Origin of the sequence: Pseudomonas morbosilactucae, from assembly GCF_023241715.1 — a bacterium.
In the GTDB taxonomy this organism is placed as follows: domain Bacteria; phylum Pseudomonadota; class Gammaproteobacteria; order Pseudomonadales; family Pseudomonadaceae; genus Aquipseudomonas; species Aquipseudomonas morbosilactucae.
The window spans coordinates 1-19238 of record NZ_JALQCW010000114.1 but is presented as its reverse complement, the minus strand read 5'-3'; the positions used below and the strand labels follow the sequence as shown (position 1 = coordinate 19238).

General features: G+C 65.1%; 10 protein-coding genes and 2 pseudogenes. 4 read left to right on the top strand and 8 right to left on the bottom strand.

Annotation, left to right across the window (positions count from 1 at the left end):
• Positions 1-18: 18 nt before the first annotated feature.
• From M1B34_RS32280 to M1B34_RS32255, 6 genes are all read right to left on the bottom strand, one after another.
• Positions 19-2457, bottom strand: a complete 2439-nt coding sequence (locus M1B34_RS32280; protein ID WP_268267292.1) for a PEP-utilizing enzyme — start codon at positions 2455-2457, stop codon at positions 19-21.
• 9 nt (positions 2458-2466) lie between these two features.
• Positions 2467-3879 carry a TIGR01777 family oxidoreductase gene (locus M1B34_RS32275; protein WP_279653539.1) on the bottom strand — a complete coding sequence of 471 codons (1413 nt, stop codon included), beginning with the start codon at positions 3877-3879 and terminating at the stop codon, positions 2467-2469.
• 22 nt (positions 3880-3901) lie between these two features.
• Positions 3902-4375, bottom strand: a complete 474-nt coding sequence (locus M1B34_RS32270; RefSeq protein WP_268267290.1) for a hypothetical protein — start codon at positions 4373-4375, stop codon at positions 3902-3904.
• A gap of 105 nt (positions 4376-4480) precedes the next feature.
• A complete protein-coding gene (locus M1B34_RS32265; RefSeq protein WP_268267289.1) occupies positions 4481-6307 on the bottom strand; it encodes a glycoside hydrolase family 15 protein in 1827 nt (608 codons plus the stop codon).
• The gene (locus M1B34_RS32260) at positions 6300-7100 is read right to left on the bottom strand and encodes a glucose 1-dehydrogenase (protein WP_123335084.1); all 801 of its coding nucleotides are present in this window, start codon (positions 7098-7100) and stop codon (positions 6300-6302) included. The genes M1B34_RS32265 and M1B34_RS32260 overlap by 8 nt, the downstream gene beginning before the upstream one ends.
• Before the next feature lie 101 nt (positions 7101-7201).
• Positions 7202-7813: a TetR/AcrR family transcriptional regulator gene (locus M1B34_RS32255; protein ID WP_123335086.1), complete on the bottom strand. Its 612-nt coding sequence runs from the start codon at positions 7811-7813 to the stop codon at positions 7202-7204.
• A gap of 148 nt (positions 7814-7961) precedes the next feature.
• Between M1B34_RS32255 and M1B34_RS32250 the strand changes: the two are divergent.
• A pseudogene (locus M1B34_RS32250) lies at positions 7962-9154 on the top strand (MFS transporter).
• 54 nt (positions 9155-9208) lie between these two features.
• A complete protein-coding gene (locus M1B34_RS32245; protein ID WP_268267288.1) occupies positions 9209-9949 on the top strand; it encodes a thioesterase II family protein in 741 nt (246 codons plus the stop codon).
• Between the two features lie 65 nt (positions 9950-10014).
• On the opposite strand, the gene M1B34_RS32240 is transcribed toward M1B34_RS32245, so the two are convergent.
• The gene (locus M1B34_RS32240; protein WP_268267287.1) at positions 10015-11148 is read right to left on the bottom strand and encodes a cupin-like domain-containing protein; all 1134 of its coding nucleotides are present in this window, start codon (positions 11146-11148) and stop codon (positions 10015-10017) included.
• A 200-nt stretch (positions 11149-11348) separates the two neighbouring features.
• Entirely contained in the window at positions 11349-12287 is a 939-nt protein-coding gene (locus tag M1B34_RS32235; RefSeq protein ID WP_268267286.1) for a siderophore-interacting protein, read from the bottom strand.
• A gap of 239 nt (positions 12288-12526) precedes the next feature.
• Here M1B34_RS32235 and M1B34_RS32230 point away from each other — a divergent pair.
• Positions 12527-18712: pseudogene (locus M1B34_RS32230) on the top strand (amino acid adenylation domain-containing protein); the annotation flags it as partial.
• Between the two features lie 45 nt (positions 18713-18757).
• Positions 18758-19132 (top strand): phosphopantetheine-binding protein, encoded by a 375-nt coding sequence (locus M1B34_RS34350; protein WP_482827993.1) that lies wholly within the window; start codon positions 18758-18760, stop codon positions 19130-19132.
• The last annotated feature ends 106 nt before the right edge of the window (positions 19133-19238 follow it).

The window sequence follows — 19238 nt, the reverse complement described above, 5'->3', positions numbered from 1 at the left end:
GCCGCGAACCCGCCGCCCCTAAGGCTGCACCAGGCTCAACTGGCCATCGCAGTACAGCACTTCGCGGCCGATCCAGGCCGGGTCCGCCTGGGGCAACACCGCCGAGGGCTTGCGCAGTTCGCGCAGCAAGGTCGAGCCGTGGGACAGCCGCCCGCCCATCCGCGCAATCACCGCCCGCGCCGCTTGGTAGTGAGCGTGGCGCCCGGGGTCGAGGCTGTCTTCAAGGAGGATGTCCTCGCCGAGAATGCCCTGCACCTGCCCGGGGTAGATCATGAACCCGGTGGCCTGCTCACGGCCGTCACGGCCGTCCTGCCAGAAGCTGCCATCGCGGCTGCGGCGGTCTTCATGGGGGGCGAACCAGTGGCTGCGATCGGCTTCGGGCACCGCGTGGTGTAAGCGAAAGAAAATCCGCATCAGGTTGTCGCGGTACCACTCGCGCACTTGCAGGTAGTAACCGCGCAGGCCCGGCAGGCCCAGGTGGTGGGCCAGGCGAATGGCCCCGGGCCAGGCGGGCAGGGCTTGCAGGGGCAGCTCACAGGCAGGTGGGCGCGGGGTGCCGGGGTCGGTTTCCCAGGGCAGGCGATGGGGGCTGTTGTCCAGGTCGCCGTAGGCGGTGGGCGGGCGGCCGAGCAGGGCGCCGCCGCTGCTGGCCAGGGCGGTGGCGATGCACAGGTTGCCCTGGACCACGAACACATAAAAACGGCTGAACCAGTCTGCCAGTTGCTGGCCATCGGCCCCGGCGGCTTTCAGTTGCGCCAGCTCGCGGTCGAAGCGTTCCAGGCCCCGTTGCAGGCCCAGCAGATGGCCGCGGGCAATGCGTTGCATGCGCAGCAGCCGGGGCAGCGAACGCAGCAGCCGCAGCGGGCGCCAGGGCAGGGCCGGGGTGGCGCCGCCCACTTCACCGGCGTAGCTGGCCGCAGAGATGCCCCAGTCCGCCAGGCGCGCCAGGAACAGGTCGTTGTTGATATAGGACGCGCCGCCGAACACCGCAGTGAACGGCTCGTTGTCCTGCAACACCCGGGCGTCCCAGCGGGCCATGATCGCCGGGATGCTCGCCGCCGCCCGGCGCTGGCCGTACTCGACAAAGCGGCTGGGTTGCGGGGGCAAAATTTCAGCGATATTGGCCGCAGTCAGGTGCCGACGCCAGCCGTAATCGCTGATGGGGCGGTATTGCAGCAGCCACAGTTGCTGGCCGTCCCAGGCCCATTCCACATCCCCGGGCACGTAGTGGAAGACCTTGAGCACCCCTTGCAGAAAGTCCCACAGGGCTTGGGCACTCAGGCCTTGGGTGGTTGCAAAGTGCCCATCTTCCCAGGCGGCGCCCAGGCGTGAGAGCACCGCCCGTTGCGGGCTGGCGTGACCGTCGGCGAGGGATTCCAGGTGGCCCTCGACCCATTCCAGTTCCACTGCCAGGTGGCGGACAAAGGCGATGCCCGAGAGCACCGGGTCGATAAAACGTTGCACCACCACTTCCTCGACCCCGGCGGCGCTCAGCTCGGCGACCCGATGGGCGACGTTGGCCGCCGGCTCACGCAGGTAGGTGGTGCTCAAGCCGGCATTGGCCGCGTCGGCCTGGTCTTCGCCATAGCTGGACGAACGCACCGCCCACAGGGCGTCAGGCTGGCTGGCGAGCAATGCCGGCAGGCGCGGGTCGTCGGCCTGTTCCAGGTTCAGGGCCATCGGCACCGGCTGCCCCGCCCATTGCGCCAGACGCAGGCGACCGCCCTTGGTGTGGGCGACAAACCCCGGCTCGGCACTTTCCAGCCAGGCGGCGAATTCGCCAGGGTTGTCGATCCACGGGTAATGGCCCCAGCCCGGCTGCAGGCTGATGCGCAGGTCCGCTCGGGCCAGGATCGCCGACCAGGCGGCGGCCTGGGTGCTGCCGAGGAACGCGTCCTGATCGCCCCAGACCAGTTCGATCGGGTCGCTGACCCACTCCAGCAGCGGCAGCGCCGTGTCGGCCCGCAGTTGCTCCCAGGACGGTACAAAAGCTCGGCAGCGCGCATAACCGGCGCCCATGCGTTGGTACTGGGCTGGGGTCCAGGTCTGTTGGGAAAACTTGTGGGCGAACCACTGGGGTTTGTGGCTGAGCAACGTATGAATCAGCTGGCGCAGGGGCAGGGGCGACATCAGCGCCGGCAGCCGCCGCTGCCAAAGGAACGCCCCCACCGGTGCCAGCAACACGCTACGGGAAAAGTGCCCGGGGCGACGCTGCAAGGCATGCAGCACCAGCAAGCCGCTGACCCCTACCGCCAGGATTGCATGCCCCGGGTCGGTCATGCCGAGCAGGGCGTCGGCGTATTCCCCGAGGTCGCTGCACGGCGGCAACGGGTTGTTGCCGAACCCCGGCAGCTCCAGGGGCTGCACCCGGTAGCGCTGGAAGTGCGGCAGGGCATCGTCCCACCAGTCGGCGGCGCTGCCGTTGCCCGCCAGCAGGTAGAGAAGGGGCTTGCTCATCAACAGTCCTCAGGCCAGGTCGCGCAAGGCGCCGTCCAGGGTCGGGTAGCGGAAGGTGTAGCCGGCTTGCAGCAAACGCTGGGGCACCACGCGCTGGCCGTCGAAAAACAGCTCGGCCATTTCCCCGGCCAAGGCCCGCACTGGCGCCGCCGGCACGTGCAGCCAGACCGGGCGCTTGAGCACCGCGCCCGCGGTTTCGGCGAAGGTGGCCTGGCTCACGGCATCGGGCGCCACCAGGTTGTAGGTGCCCGACAGGCTCGGGTCGCTCATGGCCCGGGCAATCACCTGAATTACGTCGTCGCGGTGCACCCAGCTCATGATCTGCTGGCCGTCACCCATGCGCCCGCCGAAGCCCAGGCGGAACGGAATCAGCAGCGGCATCAGGGCGCCGCCAGGGCCGAACACCACGCCCAGGCGCAGCACCACCTGGCGCACGCCGAACGCCGTGGCGGGTTGTGCCGAGGCCTCCCAGCGGGCACACAGCTCGGCCATGAAACCCTCGCCACGGCTGGCGCTTTCGTCCAGGGTCTGGCTGGCATCGCGCACGCCGTAGAAGCCGATGGCTGAGGCCTGGATCCACAGCGCCGGCTTGTGCTCGGCGTTCTTCAACCAGGCCAGCAGCGCTTCGGTGGTGCTGACCCGGCTGGCCAGCAACTGTGCCTGGCGCTTGGCCGACCAGCGTGGCCCGGCCACGGGCGCCCCCGCCAGGTTGATGATCACGTCGAACTGTTCGCTGTGGCCCAGCTTGCTCAAGTCGCGCAGGCAACGCGCACGACCGTCGAACAGGTAGGCCGCACGCAGCGGGTCGCGGGCCAGCACGCTGACGCTGTGGCCGGCGTCCAGCAGTTGGTTGACCAGGGCTTCCCCGATTAACCCGGTGCCGCCAGTGACCAGGACCCGTTGGTGCTTGCCGCCGGCAAACGGGTTGCCCGGCAGGCCTTGGCGCTGCAGGCGCAGGGAGGCCAGGCCATCGCGGATGCCCGAGGCGGTGACGCCAATGGCGAACAGGGTCAGCAGCCAGCCGAGCCAGCCGAAGTCGATGCCCATCAGGGCCGTGGGCAAGCTCGACCACTGCACCAACTGCACGCCGTAGAGGGCGAAAAAAGCTCCGCCGTTGACCGCCAGCACGGTGTGCATGATGCGCTCGATGGCCGGCAGCTTGCGGCTACGGTCCTCGACCACGAAGTCCCAGAGGGTCAGGCCGATTTCCAGGGCAAACAGCACGGCGATCACCAGGGCCCAGGTACCGTGGAAGGCGAAGTGCGCCATGCCAAGAAACAGAACGCCGTAGAAGCTTGAGCGGATCGCATGGATCGCCAGCTCCAGGCGGGCGTTGTGGCGTTGTGGCAAGGCCACGGTGAGTTCGTGGTGATAGATCGTGTCCAGGGCGCCGAGGGTGCCTTGGACCAGCAACAAGAGCATGGCCCAGTGCAGCAGGGGAAGTTCAACCACGCAGAGGTCCTTTCAAAGTGGAGGGGCGGCGGTCATGGCGATAAAGCCAGAGCAACGGGGGCAACAGGGTGAGCAGGGCCAGGCTGTCGAGCCACAGGTGCGACGTCATCCGCGCCTGCCAGGAGATCCACATGTCCTGGGGCGCCCACAGCAGGATCCCGGCCATCAACCAGGCCCAGGCCGTGGCGCTGCGCAGGCGATGGCCCAGGTGCACCAGGGCCAGCAGGAACAGGGAATAACTTTGCAGGGTGGCGCCGAACAGGTTCAGCCACCAGACCTGCTGGCTGCGCGCCGCAGCGGGGGCCGCGCTGCTCCAGAAGGCCTGTTCGACACTCAGCAGATAACCCTCGAGCAGCGGGTGGCCGGCGGCCCAGGTCAGCACCCCGGCGACCAGCAGATGGCCCAGGGCGGCGGCGTACAGCCAGAGCACCAAGGCTCGGCGCAGGGACGAATCAGCGGGCAACATTCCGTGTCCTATGAGGTTCCATGGGGGCGGGGCAGTGTAACGATTTTTGCCGCCGTGAGCGCCTGCTAGAGCTTGGCTCGCCGATTTATCCCTCTAGTGATTCCTCTAGGGCTGCCACGTGGTTTTCGCCCCGCTGAGCTGGCGGTCGAGGAAGCTGGCCGCGCTGATCAGCGCCAAGTGAGTCAGGGCCTGGGGCGTGTTGCCCAGGTGACGGCCGTGGCTGTCGAACTCCTCGGCGTACAACCCCAGGGGGTTGGCATAGCGCAGCAGTTGCTCGAACTCCAGGTGGGCCTTGTCCACTTGGCCGGCTCGGGCCAGGCATTCGACGTACCAGAACGAGCAGGCGGCAAACGCGCCCTCGGTGCCGGCCAGGCCGTCGATACCGCTGTCGTCGTTGCGGTAGCGGTAGACCATGCCGTCGCGCACCAGGCTGTTTTCGATCGCCTTCAGGGTCGACAGCCAGCGCGGGTCTTTGGCGCTGACAAAACGCACCAGGGGCATCAGCAGCATCGAGCCATCCAGGGCCGTGCCGCCGATGTGCTGGACGAAATGCCCCCGCTCCTCGTCCCAGAAGTTGTTCCAGATGTCTTCATAGATCGCTTGCCGGGTCTGGTCCCAACGGGCAAAGGGCGCCGGCAGCGAGCGCTTCGACGCCAGGCGGATGGTCCGGTCCAGGGCCACCCAACACATCAGCCGCGAGTGCAAGAAGTGATGCTGTTCGCCGCGCATTTCCCAGATGCCCACGTCTTTTTGCTGCCAGGTCTCGCACACCTGATCCACCACTTCACGGGTGTGTTTCCAGCCCTCGTGGGAGATCGCCTCGCCGTATTTATTGACCAGGTACACCGCATCCATCAGCTCGCCGAAGATGTCCAGTTGCACCTGTTCCCAGGCCTGGTTGCCGATCCGCACTGGCCGTGCGCCGCCGTGGCCGGACCAGTGTTCGAGTTGGCTCTCGCTCAACTCCTGGCGCCCGTCGATGGCGTAGAGGATGTTCAGTTTGCTCGGTTGCCCGCAGCCGTCGCTGACCCGTCCTCGCAGCCAGCGCATGTAGGCGTTGGCTTCGTCGACAAAGCCCAGGCGCATAAAGGCGTAGACGGTGAACGAGGCATCGCGGATCCAGGTGTAGCGGTAGTCCCAGTTGCGTTCGCCGCCCGGGGTTTCCGGCAGGCCGAAGGTGGCGGCAGCGAGAATCGCCCCGTGCTTGCGCGAGGTCAGCAGCTTCAGGGCCAGGGCCGAGCGGTTGACCATTTCCCGCCAGCGTCCACGGTAGTTGGATTGGCCGATCCAGTCGTGCCAGAACTTCAGCGTGCGCTCCAGGGCCAGTTCGCTGCAGCCGGTGATGACCCTGGGGTCGTCGACGCCGCCCAGGATGAACTCGGCGCTTTGCCCCTGGTGCAGGACGAACTCGGCCACCGCGCTGTGCTGGTCGATGTGCAGCGCCTGGCTGCCGACCAGGCGCAGGCCCAGTTGGCCCTCGGCCTCGAAACACACCGAGCCCTGGTCGCTGCGGGCCCGGCTGGCACTGCGCGCGTAGTCGTGGCGCACCGCGCAGCGCAGGTGAATGGAGGCGCTGCCGCTGACCACCCGCAGCCGGCGGATCAGCAGCGGCAGGTCGTCTTCGCTATCACCCACCGGCAGCAGGTCGGTGACTTCCACCACGGCCTGTTCGCTCAGCCAGCGGGTCTGCAGCACGTTGCTGTCGGGCAGGTAGATCTGCTGGCGGCGGGCGTCGGGTAAGTCCGGCTTGAGCTGGAAGATGCCGGCCTCGGGGGTGTCGAGCAGGGCGCCGAAAATTGTCGGGCTGTCGAATTCCGGCCAGCAGAAAAAGTCCACGCTGCCTTGGTCATTGACCAGGGCAGCGGTGCGCAGGTCGCCGATGATGCCGTGGGCGTCGATCGGGCTTTGACGTTCCTGATGCCGTTCAACCATTGTCGCGAAACTCCGGATAGAGGCTCATGCCGCCGTCGATGAACAGGGTGCTGCCGACCACGTAGTCGGAGGCGTCGGAGGCCAGCCAGACCACTGCGTTGGCCACGTCCTTGGCGTCGCCGATGCGTCCGTAGGGGATCAGCTTGAGCAACGCCTGGGCCGCATCGCCTTCGGTGGCATCGCGGTTGATGGCGGTGCGGATCGCCCCCGGGGCAATGCCGTTGACCCGGATACCCAGCCCGCTGACCTCCTGGGCCAGACTGCGCATCAGCATCTCCACGCCACCCTTGGACGCCGCGTAATTGACGTGCCCGGCCCAGGGAATCAACTGGTGCACGGAGCTCATGTGAATGATCTTGCCCGCCGCCTTGGAGACGCCATTGCGGATGCCCTGCTCAGTGAAGATGCGCAGGGCGGCCCGGGCGCAGAGGAACTGCCCGGTGAGGTTGACGTTGATCACCTGGTTCCAGTCTTCCAGGGTCATGTCCAGGACCGGCGCGTCTTTCTGCAGGCCGGAATTGGCCACCAGGATGTCGAGGAAGCCGAAGGCCTCCAAGGTCTTGGCGAACAGCCGCTCGACCTCTTCTTCCTGGGACACGTCGGCGCCGATGGCAATCGCCCGGCCACCGCAGGCATTGATGTCGGCGGCGAGTTTTTCCGCAGGTTCGGGCTGGCTGTGGTAGTTGAGCACCACCGAGGCACCTGCGGCGGCCAGGGCCTTGGCCGCGGCTTCACCGATGCCGGAACTGGCGCCGGTGACCAGGGCCACTTGTTGATCAAGAGAGAGACGCATGGGGCGATCCTCAAATCAGGGAGCGTGATTAGCTGACTGATAAAGGGCGCCGGGAGTTCAGCGGACGGGGTCAATCCGCAGGTTTTTCAGGGAGGGGTGTTTTAGCGACCGGTTGTTGATGGCGGGGCATCTTCACGGCGCAGCCCGCGCAGGAGCAGTTGCAGGCCGCCCAGGCTCTCATCGAGTTTTTGCGCCGGCTGCTCGGCATTGGCGATCCACAGCGCCGCCTCCACCAGGCTGCCGTTGATCAGGCGTGCCAGGGCCATGGGCGCTGCGGCTTCGACCACCTGCGCCTGCATCAATTGGCTGAGTAAGGCGCCCAGGGTCTCGATGCACTGTTCTTCTCCCGCCTTGCTGTCGGCGAGTACCGCCCGCGCATCCTGCAGCACGATGCGCTGGATTTCCGGCTCCAGCGCCATGTGCAGGTAGGCACGACAGCGTTGGCAGAAAGCCTCCCAGGGGTCCGCCACCTGGCTGGAAATCGCCATCAGGCGTTGGTCCATCTCGCCGTCGATCTGCGCCACCACCGCCGCCAGCAAGCCTTTCTTGTCACCGAAATGGTGATAAAGCGCCCCTCGCGTCAGGCCGGCTTCGGCCGTCAGGTCGTCCATCGAGGTGTGCGCATAACCCAGGCTACCAAAGGCTTGGCGCGCACTGGCCAGCAACTTGGCACGGGTGGCTTCGATCATTTCGGCGCGAGGGCGTGAGCTCATGGCGGGTTCTCATCAAGGCAAAGAAGGCAAAGGTGAATTGACATACGCCGCGTATGTTCGCATTATTTCTCACATACGCACCGTATGTATTTTTACTGCAACGGCTATTTATGGCAAGTTGCAGGCCCCCTGCCGAGGTTGAGACTTCATGGTTAACCCTTATCGCGAGCTGTTCCGCGCCCCGGGCACTTGCGCCTTTGTCATCGCCGGGATGATCGCGCGCATGCCGATCTCCATGACCGGTATCGGCATCATCACCATGCTGTCCCAGCTCAAGGGCGGTTATGGCCTGGCCGGTGCCGTGGCGGCTACCTTCGCCCTGGCCACGGCGTTTTGCGCGCCCCAGGTCTCGCGCATGGTCGACCGCTTTGGCCAGGGCCGGGTGCTGCCATTGGCCGCCAGTGTCGGGGGCGGGGCGTTACTGGCCTTGCTGTTGTGCACCCGGTTGCAGGCGCCCACCTGGACCCTGTTCCTGTTCGCTGCCCTGGCCGGCTGCATGCCGAGCATGTCGGCCATGGTCCGCGCACGCTGGACCGAGGTCTACCGCGGCCAGCCCCAATTGCAGACCGCCTACGCCCTGGAGTCGGTGCTCGATGAGCTGTGCTTTATCATCGGCCCGCCGCTGTCGGTGGGCCTGAGCGTCGGGTTCTTCCCCGAGGCCGGGCCCTTGGTCGCACTGCTCGCCCTGGCCATCGGCGTCACCGCCCTGGTGCTGCAACGCGCCACCGAACCGGCGGTGCATCCCCATGAACCGCAGCACCAGGGCTCAATCATTCGCTCGGTGGAACTGCGCCTATTGGTGTTGCTGATGGTCGCCATGGGCACCACCGCTGGTGTGGTGGATGTGGTCAGCGTGGCCTTCGCCCAACAGCAGGGCCAACCGGCGGCGGCGAGCATCGTGCTCTCGGTGTACGCCATCGGTTCATGCCTGGCCGGCATCGCCTTCGGTGCCTGGAAACCGAACATCCCCTTGCCCCGGCTGTTTATGTACGGCGGCATCGCCACCGCCGTCACCACCTTGCCGTTGCTGATCGTGAGCAACATCCTCGGCTTGTCCCTGGCGGTGTTCGTCGCCGGCCTGTTCTTCGCCCCGACCCTGATCGTGGCCATGGCACTGGTGGAAAACATCGTGCCCCCCGCCAAACTCACCGAAGGCCTGACCTGGCTGGTCACCGGCCTGAGCATCGGCGTGGCCATCGGCGCCGCCAGCTCCGGCTGGCTCGCGACCACCATGGCGCCCGCAGCGGTTTCTGGGTGGCATTGGCGGCGGGTGCCGTGGTGTTGTGGACGGCCGTGCAGAGTTGTCGGCGCTTGAGCCGGCGCCCGGCGCAGCCCGACTAATTTGCGTTGGTCGCAATCCGTTCTTCATACACATAACTGATTGAGGTAAGTGCAGTGACCCAACTGACACTTCTTTGCCTGCCCTATTCCGGGGCCAGCGCCATGGTCTACAGCCGCTGGCGGCGCAAGCTGCCCGAGTGGCTGAAATTGCAACCGGTGGAACTGCCCGGGCGCGGGGCGCGTTTTGGCGAGCCGTTGCAGACCGATATTCGCGCTCTGGCCCGGCAACTGGCCGCCGAACACGCCCCAGCGCTACGCGGGCCCTACGCCTTGTTCGGCCATAGCCTGGGGGCCTTGCTGGCCTGTGAAATGGCCCATGCCCTGCGCCAACTGGGCCAACTCGAGCCGGTGGCACTGTTCGCTTCCGGCACCGCCGCTCCGAGCATGCGCAGCGAATACGACCGCGACCTGGCCGAACCCAAGACCGACGCCGAGTTGATCGAACAACTGCGCACCCTCAACGGCACCTCGGAAGAGATCCTGGCCAACCAGGAACTCATGAGCATGACCCTGCCCGTACTGCGCGCCGACTTCCTCCTGTGCGGCGGCTTCCGCCCGGCGCAACGCGCCCCGCTGAATTGCCCGGTGCACGTGCTGGGAGGCAAGGCCGACCGCGCCACCACCGAGCAACTGATCGCCTGGAGTCAGGAAACCCGCGGCAGCTTCTCCGTGGACATGCTGGCCGGCGGGCATTTCTTCATCCATGAGCACGAAGCCAAGGTGCTGCGCATGCTCAAGGATCATCTGGAGCCTCATCGGCGGCGGCATGCTCGACCTTCTGCCCTGGCGATCTGACGCCTTTGCCGGAATGAAAAAACCAACGCTGAGCGTTGGTTTTTTTATGCCCGCGTGTTGGCGACTTACCAGCCGCGCCCGGAATCGACCCAGAAATTCACCGACAGCGAGGTGGACACCGACTCCACTTGGTGGAACCAGCCTTCAGGCAGGAACAGCAAGTCGCCAGCCTCCAGCAGCACCCGCACGAACGGCACGTGCTGCGAGGCTGGGAAACGCTGGTAGTCCGGGGCATCGGGATTGACATCGCAGCCATCCAGGCCGCCCTTGGGCGCGGTGGACCAGGTGCCCAGGGCTTCACGGTGATGGGGCGCGGCAAGGGTGAAGCGTTTTTGCCCCCAGACCTGAGCGAACAGATTGTCGGTGTCATCACGGTGCAATGGGGTCAGCGTGCCCTTGGGGCCGATCCAGATCCGTGGCGAAATGAACTGGGAACGGTCGAAATAGGGCGGGAACTGGATCTGTTCCAGCAACTGAGCGGGAACGATGTTGTTGCCCATGTAGGCCGGCGGCGAGCCGTCCGCATTCTTCGCTGCCGGCTGCTCCAGAGACGCAATGAAGTCCGCCATGGACGTGGAGCGGAAATCCCGCTCGGTGGAAAAGGTCTTCTTCACGTAGTCGCCGTGGCGGGTGATGCCCTGCAGCTCGGCGAAATGCACCAGAGATTCTTCACGACTCATGTTGAACAGCGGCCAGTCCTGTAACGCATCGCTGATGACCAGGGGAATGCCGCCAGGCAGGTAATGATCGCGGAACTCGCTGAGTGACAGGCTCTGGCGTGAACGCCGCTCGACGCTGTGCAGCGCCGGCTGGGCGGCGGACACCTGCTCACTGAAGCGCGGCGGCGTCGGGTAGCGCTTGTTCATGTCGACTTTTTCGACCTTGTCGCCGCCTCGGCGCGCGCTGTCGATGATCTGCGGCAAGAGCGTCGCCAGGCCCATGTTGCCGTCGATCTTCAGTCGCCCGCTGGCAAACAGTTCTTCGACGTTGACACTGCCGGTCATGATCCCGAGAAAGTCCTGCTGAGCCACCGAGATGGTCACATCGGGCGCGGCGTGACGGCCAGCCGCGGTGACGGTTTCGGCTTTGATCTCGGACCAGAAGGCCAGCTGCGGTGCGAACACGAACTGAAAAACACCTTCGATGCCGACCGCACCGGCATTGGCAAACAGCTTGGACAGAATGGTGTGCAGGTCCACGGCGATCCCTCTTGATTGTGGTGTAGGCCTGGAGAGGGAACGAGTTTTTGCGAGGTAAATTTACCGTTATCGGCCACGTCTGGGCATCGAAGGTCTGTCGGGTGCTAGGGGCGATGGTCGGGAGCGCCAAGGGCGGCGCTCCGGTGCCAAAGGTTTTTACAGTGGGGCGAGGGTGTCGAGGATCTGCTTCGGGTCTGAACTCACTCCAGCGAGCGCCCCAGTCGCCAGTAGCCCATCAGGGTGATGGCGCGACGGTCCAGGCCGCGCTCGTTGATCAGGTGGCGGCGGATGGAAATCACAGCCGCCGACTCGCCGGCGACCCAGACGTAGAACTCGCCATTGGCCTGGCTGGCGCGCTCCCAGAGGATGTCGCGCTCGATATCGACGTTCTCCAGGGCTTTGTTTTTCTTGCTGCCGACTGTGGCCGCAGGCAGCTTGGCCAGCTCCCGGACGGCATGCAGCATCCCTTCGCCGTGGTGCTGCCGTAACAGGTCCCGTGGCAGCCAGTGCAGTTGGGTGGTGGGACCACAGCGCAGCGGCAGGCAATCAGCTTCATGGGGTACTTCGATAAAGGCTTGCACCTCCGGTGGATCGGGCTGATCGGCAAGCTGTTCAAGAATGCCGGCGATAGCAGGCAGGGCGGTCTCGTCGCCGATCAGCAGTACCTGGCGCATGCCCTCCGGCGGCTGCCACTCGTAGCCGCCCGTGCTGCCGGCGTAGTTGCGGTCCGGCGCCACCAATTGCAGTTGGTCGCCAACCCTGGCCTGGGTTGCCCAGGCGGACGCCGGGCCATTGACCCCGTGCAAGACAAAGTCCACATCCACTTCGGCCTGTTCGGCGCGCAGTTGGCGAATTGTGTAGGTGCGCATGGCTGGCCGTTTTTCCACCGGCAGTGCACGTCGCGCCGCGTGCCAATCGTGGTCGGGCAGATCGCTGGCCGAACCATCGGGGCTGGGGAAAAACAGCTTGATCCGCTGGTCGGCAGCCAGGGTATTCATTTCCTGCACGTCTGGGCCGGTGAACACCAGTCGGGTCATGGAGGGGCTGAGAGGGATGCGCTGCTTGAGCTCGACGTTGAACAGGCGATAGGCCGTGCGTTTCTTCAAGCCGGGAGTGACCAGTTTGTTCAGGCTTGTCATTAAAGAGTGGGCAAGTGACAGAGCGGACATGGGCGAGGCCTGCATGCAGATGGGCTTGTGAGTTAGACGAGCCGCCCGGGGGAAAAATTAACCGGGAGCGGGCGGTCTTTTCACTCCTGCCAGCCGCGTGCTGAGACGCTGTAAATCAGGGATCTGGGGGTTAATTTTTCAGTTGCTCCATCCGTTTTGTAGGGATAGCCGGGTAATGCCCGATAGCCAACATGTACGGATGAAACACGATGAATGCTGAAGATTCCTTGAAACTCGCCCGCCGATTCATAGGATTGCCGCTGGAAAAGCGCCGGCTGTTCTTGAAGGCTCTAGAGAAGGAAGGGGTCGATTTTTCACTGTTTCCCATCCCGTCCGGCGTTGAAGGCACCGATCGGCAAGCGCTTTCCTACGCCCAGCAACGCATGTGGTTTCTCTGGCAGCTCGATCCCCAGAGTGGCGCCTACAACCTGCCCAGCGCGGTGCGTTTGCAGGGAGCGTTGGACGAGGCGGCGCTGGAACAGGCGTTCGCGAGCCTGATCGCGCGTCATGAAACCTTGCGCACGGTTTTTCGCCAGGATGAAGACGGCCATGTGTACCGCCTGCCCGCAGAGCAGCCGCTGATCGTCGAGCGCCAGGACCTTTGCTCGCTGACCGCCGAGCAGCGGGAAACCCAGGTGCGGGAGGCCGCTCAAGCCCAGGCTCGTCGTCCCTTCGACCTCGCCACCGGGCCGTTGCTGCGGGTCGGGCTGCTGAAGCTTGGCGAGACCGAGCACGTCCTGCTGCTGACCTTGCACCACATGGTTTCCGATGGCTGGTCGATGGGGGTGCTGATCGAAGAGTTCAGTGCTTTTTACGATGGTCATTGCCAGGGCGAGCTGGCGACGTTGCAACCCTTGCCGATCCAGTACGGCGATTACGCGTTGTGGCAGCGCAGTTGGCTTGAGGCTGGCGAGCAACAGCGTCAGTTGGACTACTGGCAGGCACAACTGGGCGAGGAGCATCCGGTCCTGGCCTTGCCGACGGATTACCCGCGGCCGGCGGTGTCGAACCACGAAGGGGTTCGTCATGAGTTCGAGCTGGAAGCGGGGCGGGTCGAGTCCCTGCGTGCGTTTGCACGCAGCCAGGGCGCGAGCCTGTTCATGGTGCTGCTCGCCGGTTTCACCCTGCTGTTGCATCGTTACAGCGGCCAGAACGATGTGCGCATCGGGGTGCCGATCGCCAACCGCAACCGGCGTGAAGTCGAAGGCCTGATCGGTTTCTTCGTCAATACCCAGGTCATGCGTACCCAACTCGACCCGCAACTCACCGGCAGCCAGTTGCTGGCGGCGGTGCGTGAAGCCACCTTGGGTGCCCAGGCCCATCAGGACTTGCCGTTCGAGCGCCTGGTGGAGGCGCTGCAAGTCGAGCGCAACCTGGGGCGCAATCCTCTGTTCCAAGTGCTTTACAACCACCAGTCCGGCGTGGCCGAGGTGAGCAATCTACGGACCCGTTCCGGGCTGAGCATGGCGTCACTGCAGTGGCGCACCCGGCACGCACAATTCGACCTGACGCTGGACACCTTCGAGCGTGAGGGGCGCCTGTTTGCCGCCTTTACCTACGCCAGTGAGTTGTTCAGCGCAGCCACCATCGAACGCATGGCTGGCCATTGGCTGAACCTGCTCGCCGGGTTGGTCGATGATCCTCGGCAGCGTCTGGGCGAGCTGCAGATGCTTGACGCGGGCGAGCGCCAGCAAGTGATTTCGCAGGGTCGTCAGGGGGCGGTGAGTTACCCCCATCAGTGCAGCATTCACGGTCTTATCGAAGCCTGGGGCGAGCAGTCGCCGCTCACCACCGCTCTGGTGTTCGGCGAGCAGTCGTTGACTTACCAGCAGTTGAACGAGCGGGCCGAACGCTTGGCTGCCGTCCTGCAGGCACAAGGCGTCGGTCCGGACGTGCTGGTTGGCATCGCAGTGGAGCGCAGCCTGGAAATGGTGGTCGGCCTGTTGGCGGTGCTCAAGGCCGGTGGCGCCTACGTGCCCTTCGACCCGGAATACCCGCCTGAGCGCTTGGCGTACATGGCGCAAGACAGTGGCATCGCCTGGCTGCTGACTCAGGCTCACCTGTTGCAGCGCCTGCCGTCCATGGCATCGGTGCAGACCCTGGTGCTGGATGAGTACCTGGATGAAAGCCGGGCGCCCAGCCCTCTGCTGCAGCCCGTGGTCCTGTCGCCGGACAACCTGGCCTATGTGATCTACACCTCCGGTTCAACCGGTGCTGCCAAGGGCGTGACCATCAGCCATGGAGCGCTGGTCAACTACGTGCAGGCGGTGCTGGAGCGGTTGCCATTGGAGGGCGCGCGCAGCATGGCCGTGGTATCGACCATCGCCGCTGACCTCGGCCACACCACCTTGTTCGGCGCGCTGTGTTCCGGGCGCACCCTGCACGTGGTGCCTCTGGATACCTCACTGGATGCGGCGCGTTTCGGCCAGTACATGGATCGCCATGAGATCGATGTGCTGAAAATCGTCCCCTCCCATATCGAGGCCTTGCTGGCGGATGAATGGGCCGGGCAAGTGCTGCCCAAGCGCTGCCTGGTGCTGGGAGGCGAAGCCTGCTCCAGTGAATTGCTGCGGCGTATCGCGCAGGCCGCGCCCCAGTGCCGCGTGGTCAACCACTATGGCCCCACTGAAACCACCGTCGGCGCCCTGGCGCACGTGATAGACAGTCCGGCCCGCTTCGGTGTGAGCGTGCCCCTGGGTCGTCCGCTGGGCAATGTCAGCGCCTATATCCTGGATGCCTCGCTGCAACCGGTGGCGGTGGGTAATTACGGCGAATTGCACTTGGCCGGAGCCGGTGTTGCCCGGGGTTACCATCAGCGCCCGGGGCTGACGGCCGAGCGTTTTGTGCCGAACCCTTTTGGCCCGGCCGGGTCACGGATGTACCGCACCGCCGACCTGAGTCGTTACCAGGACAGCGGCGCGATCGAGTTCGCCGGACGTATCGATCATCAGGTCAAGATTCGCGGTTATCGCATTGAGCTGGGGGAAATCACCGCCAGCCTCCTGGCCCATGCCAGCGTGCGCGAGGCCACGGTGCAGGTCCACAGCGCCGGTGCCGACAAGCAACTGGTGGCCTATGTGGCGCTGGCCGCCGGCGAGGAGCCTGCGCAGAGCCTGAATGCCTTGCGTGAGCACCTGGCGCGCAGCTTGCCTGACTACATGGTGCCGGCGCACTTCCTGGTGCTGCCAAGCCTGCCGTTGACCCTTAATGGCAAGCTCAATGTGCGGGCCTTGCCGCCGCTAGAGGCGACGGACAGTGGCCGGCAGTACCGCGCGCCGATCAGCAGCGTCGAGCAGCAATTGGCGCAGATCTGGACCGAGGTGCTCCAGGTGGAGCAGGTCGGTCTGGATGACAATTTCTTTGCCCTCGGTGGTCACTCGCTGCTGGCCACCCAGGTGATTTCTCGTATCCGGCGCTTGCTGTCCGTGGAGATCGCACTGCGCAGCCTGTTCGAGACCCGCAACCTTGAAGAACTGGCGGCCCATGTCCAGTCCCAAAACCGCGGCAACCTTGGGTTGGGCGTTGTATCCCTGCCCCGGGACCAGCCGCTGCTGGCCTCTTATGCCCAGCAACGGCAATGGCTGTTCTGGAAGTTGAACCCGGAAACCGCGGCCTATAACACGCCGATTGCCGTGCGCTTGCTGGGGGCGCTGGACCTGGCCGCCTTGCAGGGCACCTTTGATGCTTTGGTGGCGCGCCATGAAACCCTGCGCACCACCTTTATCGAGTCCGGGGATGCACTGCTGCAGGTGGTCAACCCGCCTCATCGCGTGCCACTGGCCCTTGAAAGCATTGCCTCGGCAGCGCTGTCTGGTGCGATACACGCAGAAACCCAGGCACTGTTCGACCTGACCCACGGCCCACTGCTGAGGGTCAAGTTGCTGCAACTGGCCGAGCAGGAGCATGTGCTGGTGCTGACGTTGCACCACATCGTCTCCGACGGCTGGTCCATGGGCGTTCTGGCCCACGAATTCGTGTCGTTGTACCGCAGTTTCAACGTCGGGCAGGCGCCGACCCTGAGTGCCTTGCCGGTGCAGTACGCTGACTATGCCCAATGGCAACGCGAGACCCTGGCGCAAGGAGAGATGCAGCGCCAGATCGACTATTGGGTCGCCCAACTGGGCCATGAGCACCCGGTCCTGAGCCTGCCCACCGACCTGCCGCGACCCGCTCACGCGGCGCACCGCGAAGGGCGTATCGACTTTAGCCTGCCACCCGCCCTGGAACAGTCCGTCAGGGCGTTGCTCAAACAGCAGAACATGACCCTGTTCCAGTTCTTCCTGGGTAGTTTCTCGTTGTGGCTGGCGCGTTACAGCGGCCAGGACGACATCCGCGTCGGTATCCCGGTGAGTAACCGCAGCGGTGAAGAGCTTGAAGGCCTGATCGGCTTTTTCGTCAACACCTTGGTGTTCCGCGCGCAGGTCGACGGTCACCTGCCGGTGCGCCAGGCGTTGCAACAGATGCGCGACACCGCACTGGCGGCCCAGGCCCATCAGGACCTGCCGTTCGACAAGCTGGTGGAGGTGCTCAACCCTCAACGCACGTTGAATCAGAGCCCGTTGTTCCAGGTCATGTACAACCATCTGTCGACCCGTGGCACGGCCGTGACCAGCGACAGCCTGCCCGGCCTGCAAGCCCGGGAAATTCCTCTTGAGGGCGGCGCGGCGCAGTTCGACCTGACCCTGGAAACCCTGGAAACCAATCAGGGGCTGAATGTCTCGCTGATGTACTCGGCGGAGCTGTTCGAAACCGCCACTGCCGAGCGTATGGCGCGGCATTGGTTGAACCTGGTCGAAGGCATCGTCAAGGATCCCGGGCAGCCCGTGGCCCAATTGCCGTTGCTCGATGCGGCCGAACGGCATGGGGTGCTGGTGGCGCGCAATCCAGCGTACGCCGCAGACGCTGGCGATACCTGTGTCCACCGTCTTTTCGAGGCTCAAGCCCGTTTGACGCCCCAGGCCCCGGCCTTGGTGCTGGGACGTGAGCAACTGACCTATGCCGAGCTGGAGCAGCGCGCCAATCGGTTGGCCCAGCGTCTGCAAAACGCGGGTGCAGGGCCGGAGCGGCTGGTGGGGGTCGCCCTGGGGCGGGGCTTCGAATGGGTGATCGGGGTGTTGGCGATTCTCAAGAGCGGCGCCGCCTATGTGCCGTTGGACCCTGAGTACCCCGCCGAGCGTCTGGCCTACATGATCGAAGACAGTGGCCTGCAGTTGTTGCTGAGCGAGCGCGGGCAATCGGTGGTCGAGCGTTGCGGACCGACGGTGGACGTGCTCCTGGTGGACGACCTCGAGGTATCGGCCAGCCCGGTGACGGAGTTCGTCAGCCCGGCGCTGCCATCCGGTCTGGCTTACGTGATCTACACCTCCGGCTCCACTGGCGCACCCAAGGGGGTGGCGGTCAGTCACGGCGCCTTGGCCATGCATTGCCAGGCCGCTGCCGACCTGTATGGCATCCAGGCCAGCGATTGCTCGCTGCAATTCGCCTCCAGCAGTTTCGATGCGGCCGCCGAACAGCTGTTCCTACCGCTGATTCGTGGTGCTCGCCTGGTGTTGGGTGATGTACCGAAATGGTCGGTGGAGCAGTTGCTGGATCAGCTTGAACAGCACGCCGTCAGCGTGATTGACCTGCCGCCGGCCTATCTGGTCCAGGTCGATCAGGCCTTGCAGGCCCTTGGACGATCGATCTCGGTGCGGGTGTGCATCCTGGGCGGCGAAGCCTGGGACCGCAGTCTGCTGCGCCACTTGAAACAGGTTCGGCCTGCACAGCTGTTCAATGCCTACGGCCCGACCGAGGCAGTGGTCAGCCCGTTGATCTGGCCGTGCCCGACGGCGGATGACGGCAGCGGCTATGCGCCGATCGGCCGGCCGGTTGGTCAGCGCCAGGGGTATGTGCTGGACAGTTTTCTTGAAGCGCTGCCTGAGGGTGTGGCCGGCGAGTTGTTGGTGGGAGGGCAAGGCCTGGCGCGCGGTTATCTGCACCAACCCGCCTTGACCGCCCAGCGCTTTGTGCCGGACCCGTTCGGCGAGGCCGGTGGCCGCCTGTATCGCACCGGTGACCTGTGTCGTTATGGGCGAGACGGCAGCGTCGAGTACCTGGCGCGGATCGACCAGCAGGTGAAAATTCGTGGGTTCCGCATTGAGTTGGGTGAGGTCGAAACCTGCCTGCGTGACCTGCCCGAAGTGGTCGAAGCAGTGGTCCTGGCCCAGCCCGGTGCCGCCGGCCTGCAACTGGTGGCCTATGTGGTCGCCCGTGACGTGCCCGAGCGAGAGGCCCAGGCCGCGTTGCGTGAAGCGCTCAAGCAGCAGCTCAAGCAGCGGTTGCCGGCGTACATGGTTCCCGCGCACCTGCTGTTCCTTGAGCAGTTGCCGCTGAACATCAATGGCAAGTTGGATCGCAAGGCCTTGCCCGAGCCGGACATCAGTGAGCTGCAACTGGCCTATGTGGCGCCGCGTTCGGACCTGGAGCAGCGTATCGCTCAGGTCTGGCAGCAGGTATTGCGACTGGAGCAGGTGGGCGTCACCGATAACTTCTTCGAACTGGGCGGTGACTCGATCATTTCCATTCAAGTGGTCAGTCGCGCTCGGCAGGCAGGCATCCACTTCACCCCCAAGGACCTGTTCCAGTATCAGACCGTGCAGGGCCTGGCGAGCGTGGCCAGCGAAGGCGAGCAGGGGGTGCAGATCGATCAGGGGCCGGTCAGTGGCAGCATGCCGCTGTTGCCGGTGCAGCAAGCGTTCTTCGCGGAAAACAGCGTGGCACGGCATCACTGGAATCAGTCGGTGGCGCTCAAGGCCCTGGTTCCTGTCGCAGGCTGAGCTGCTGGAAAAGCCTTGTCGGCGTGGTGCAGCAACATGATGCCCTGCGTCTGAGCTTTCAACCTGAGGGCGACAGCTGGCGTGGGGTTTTCCCTGGCCCCTGCGG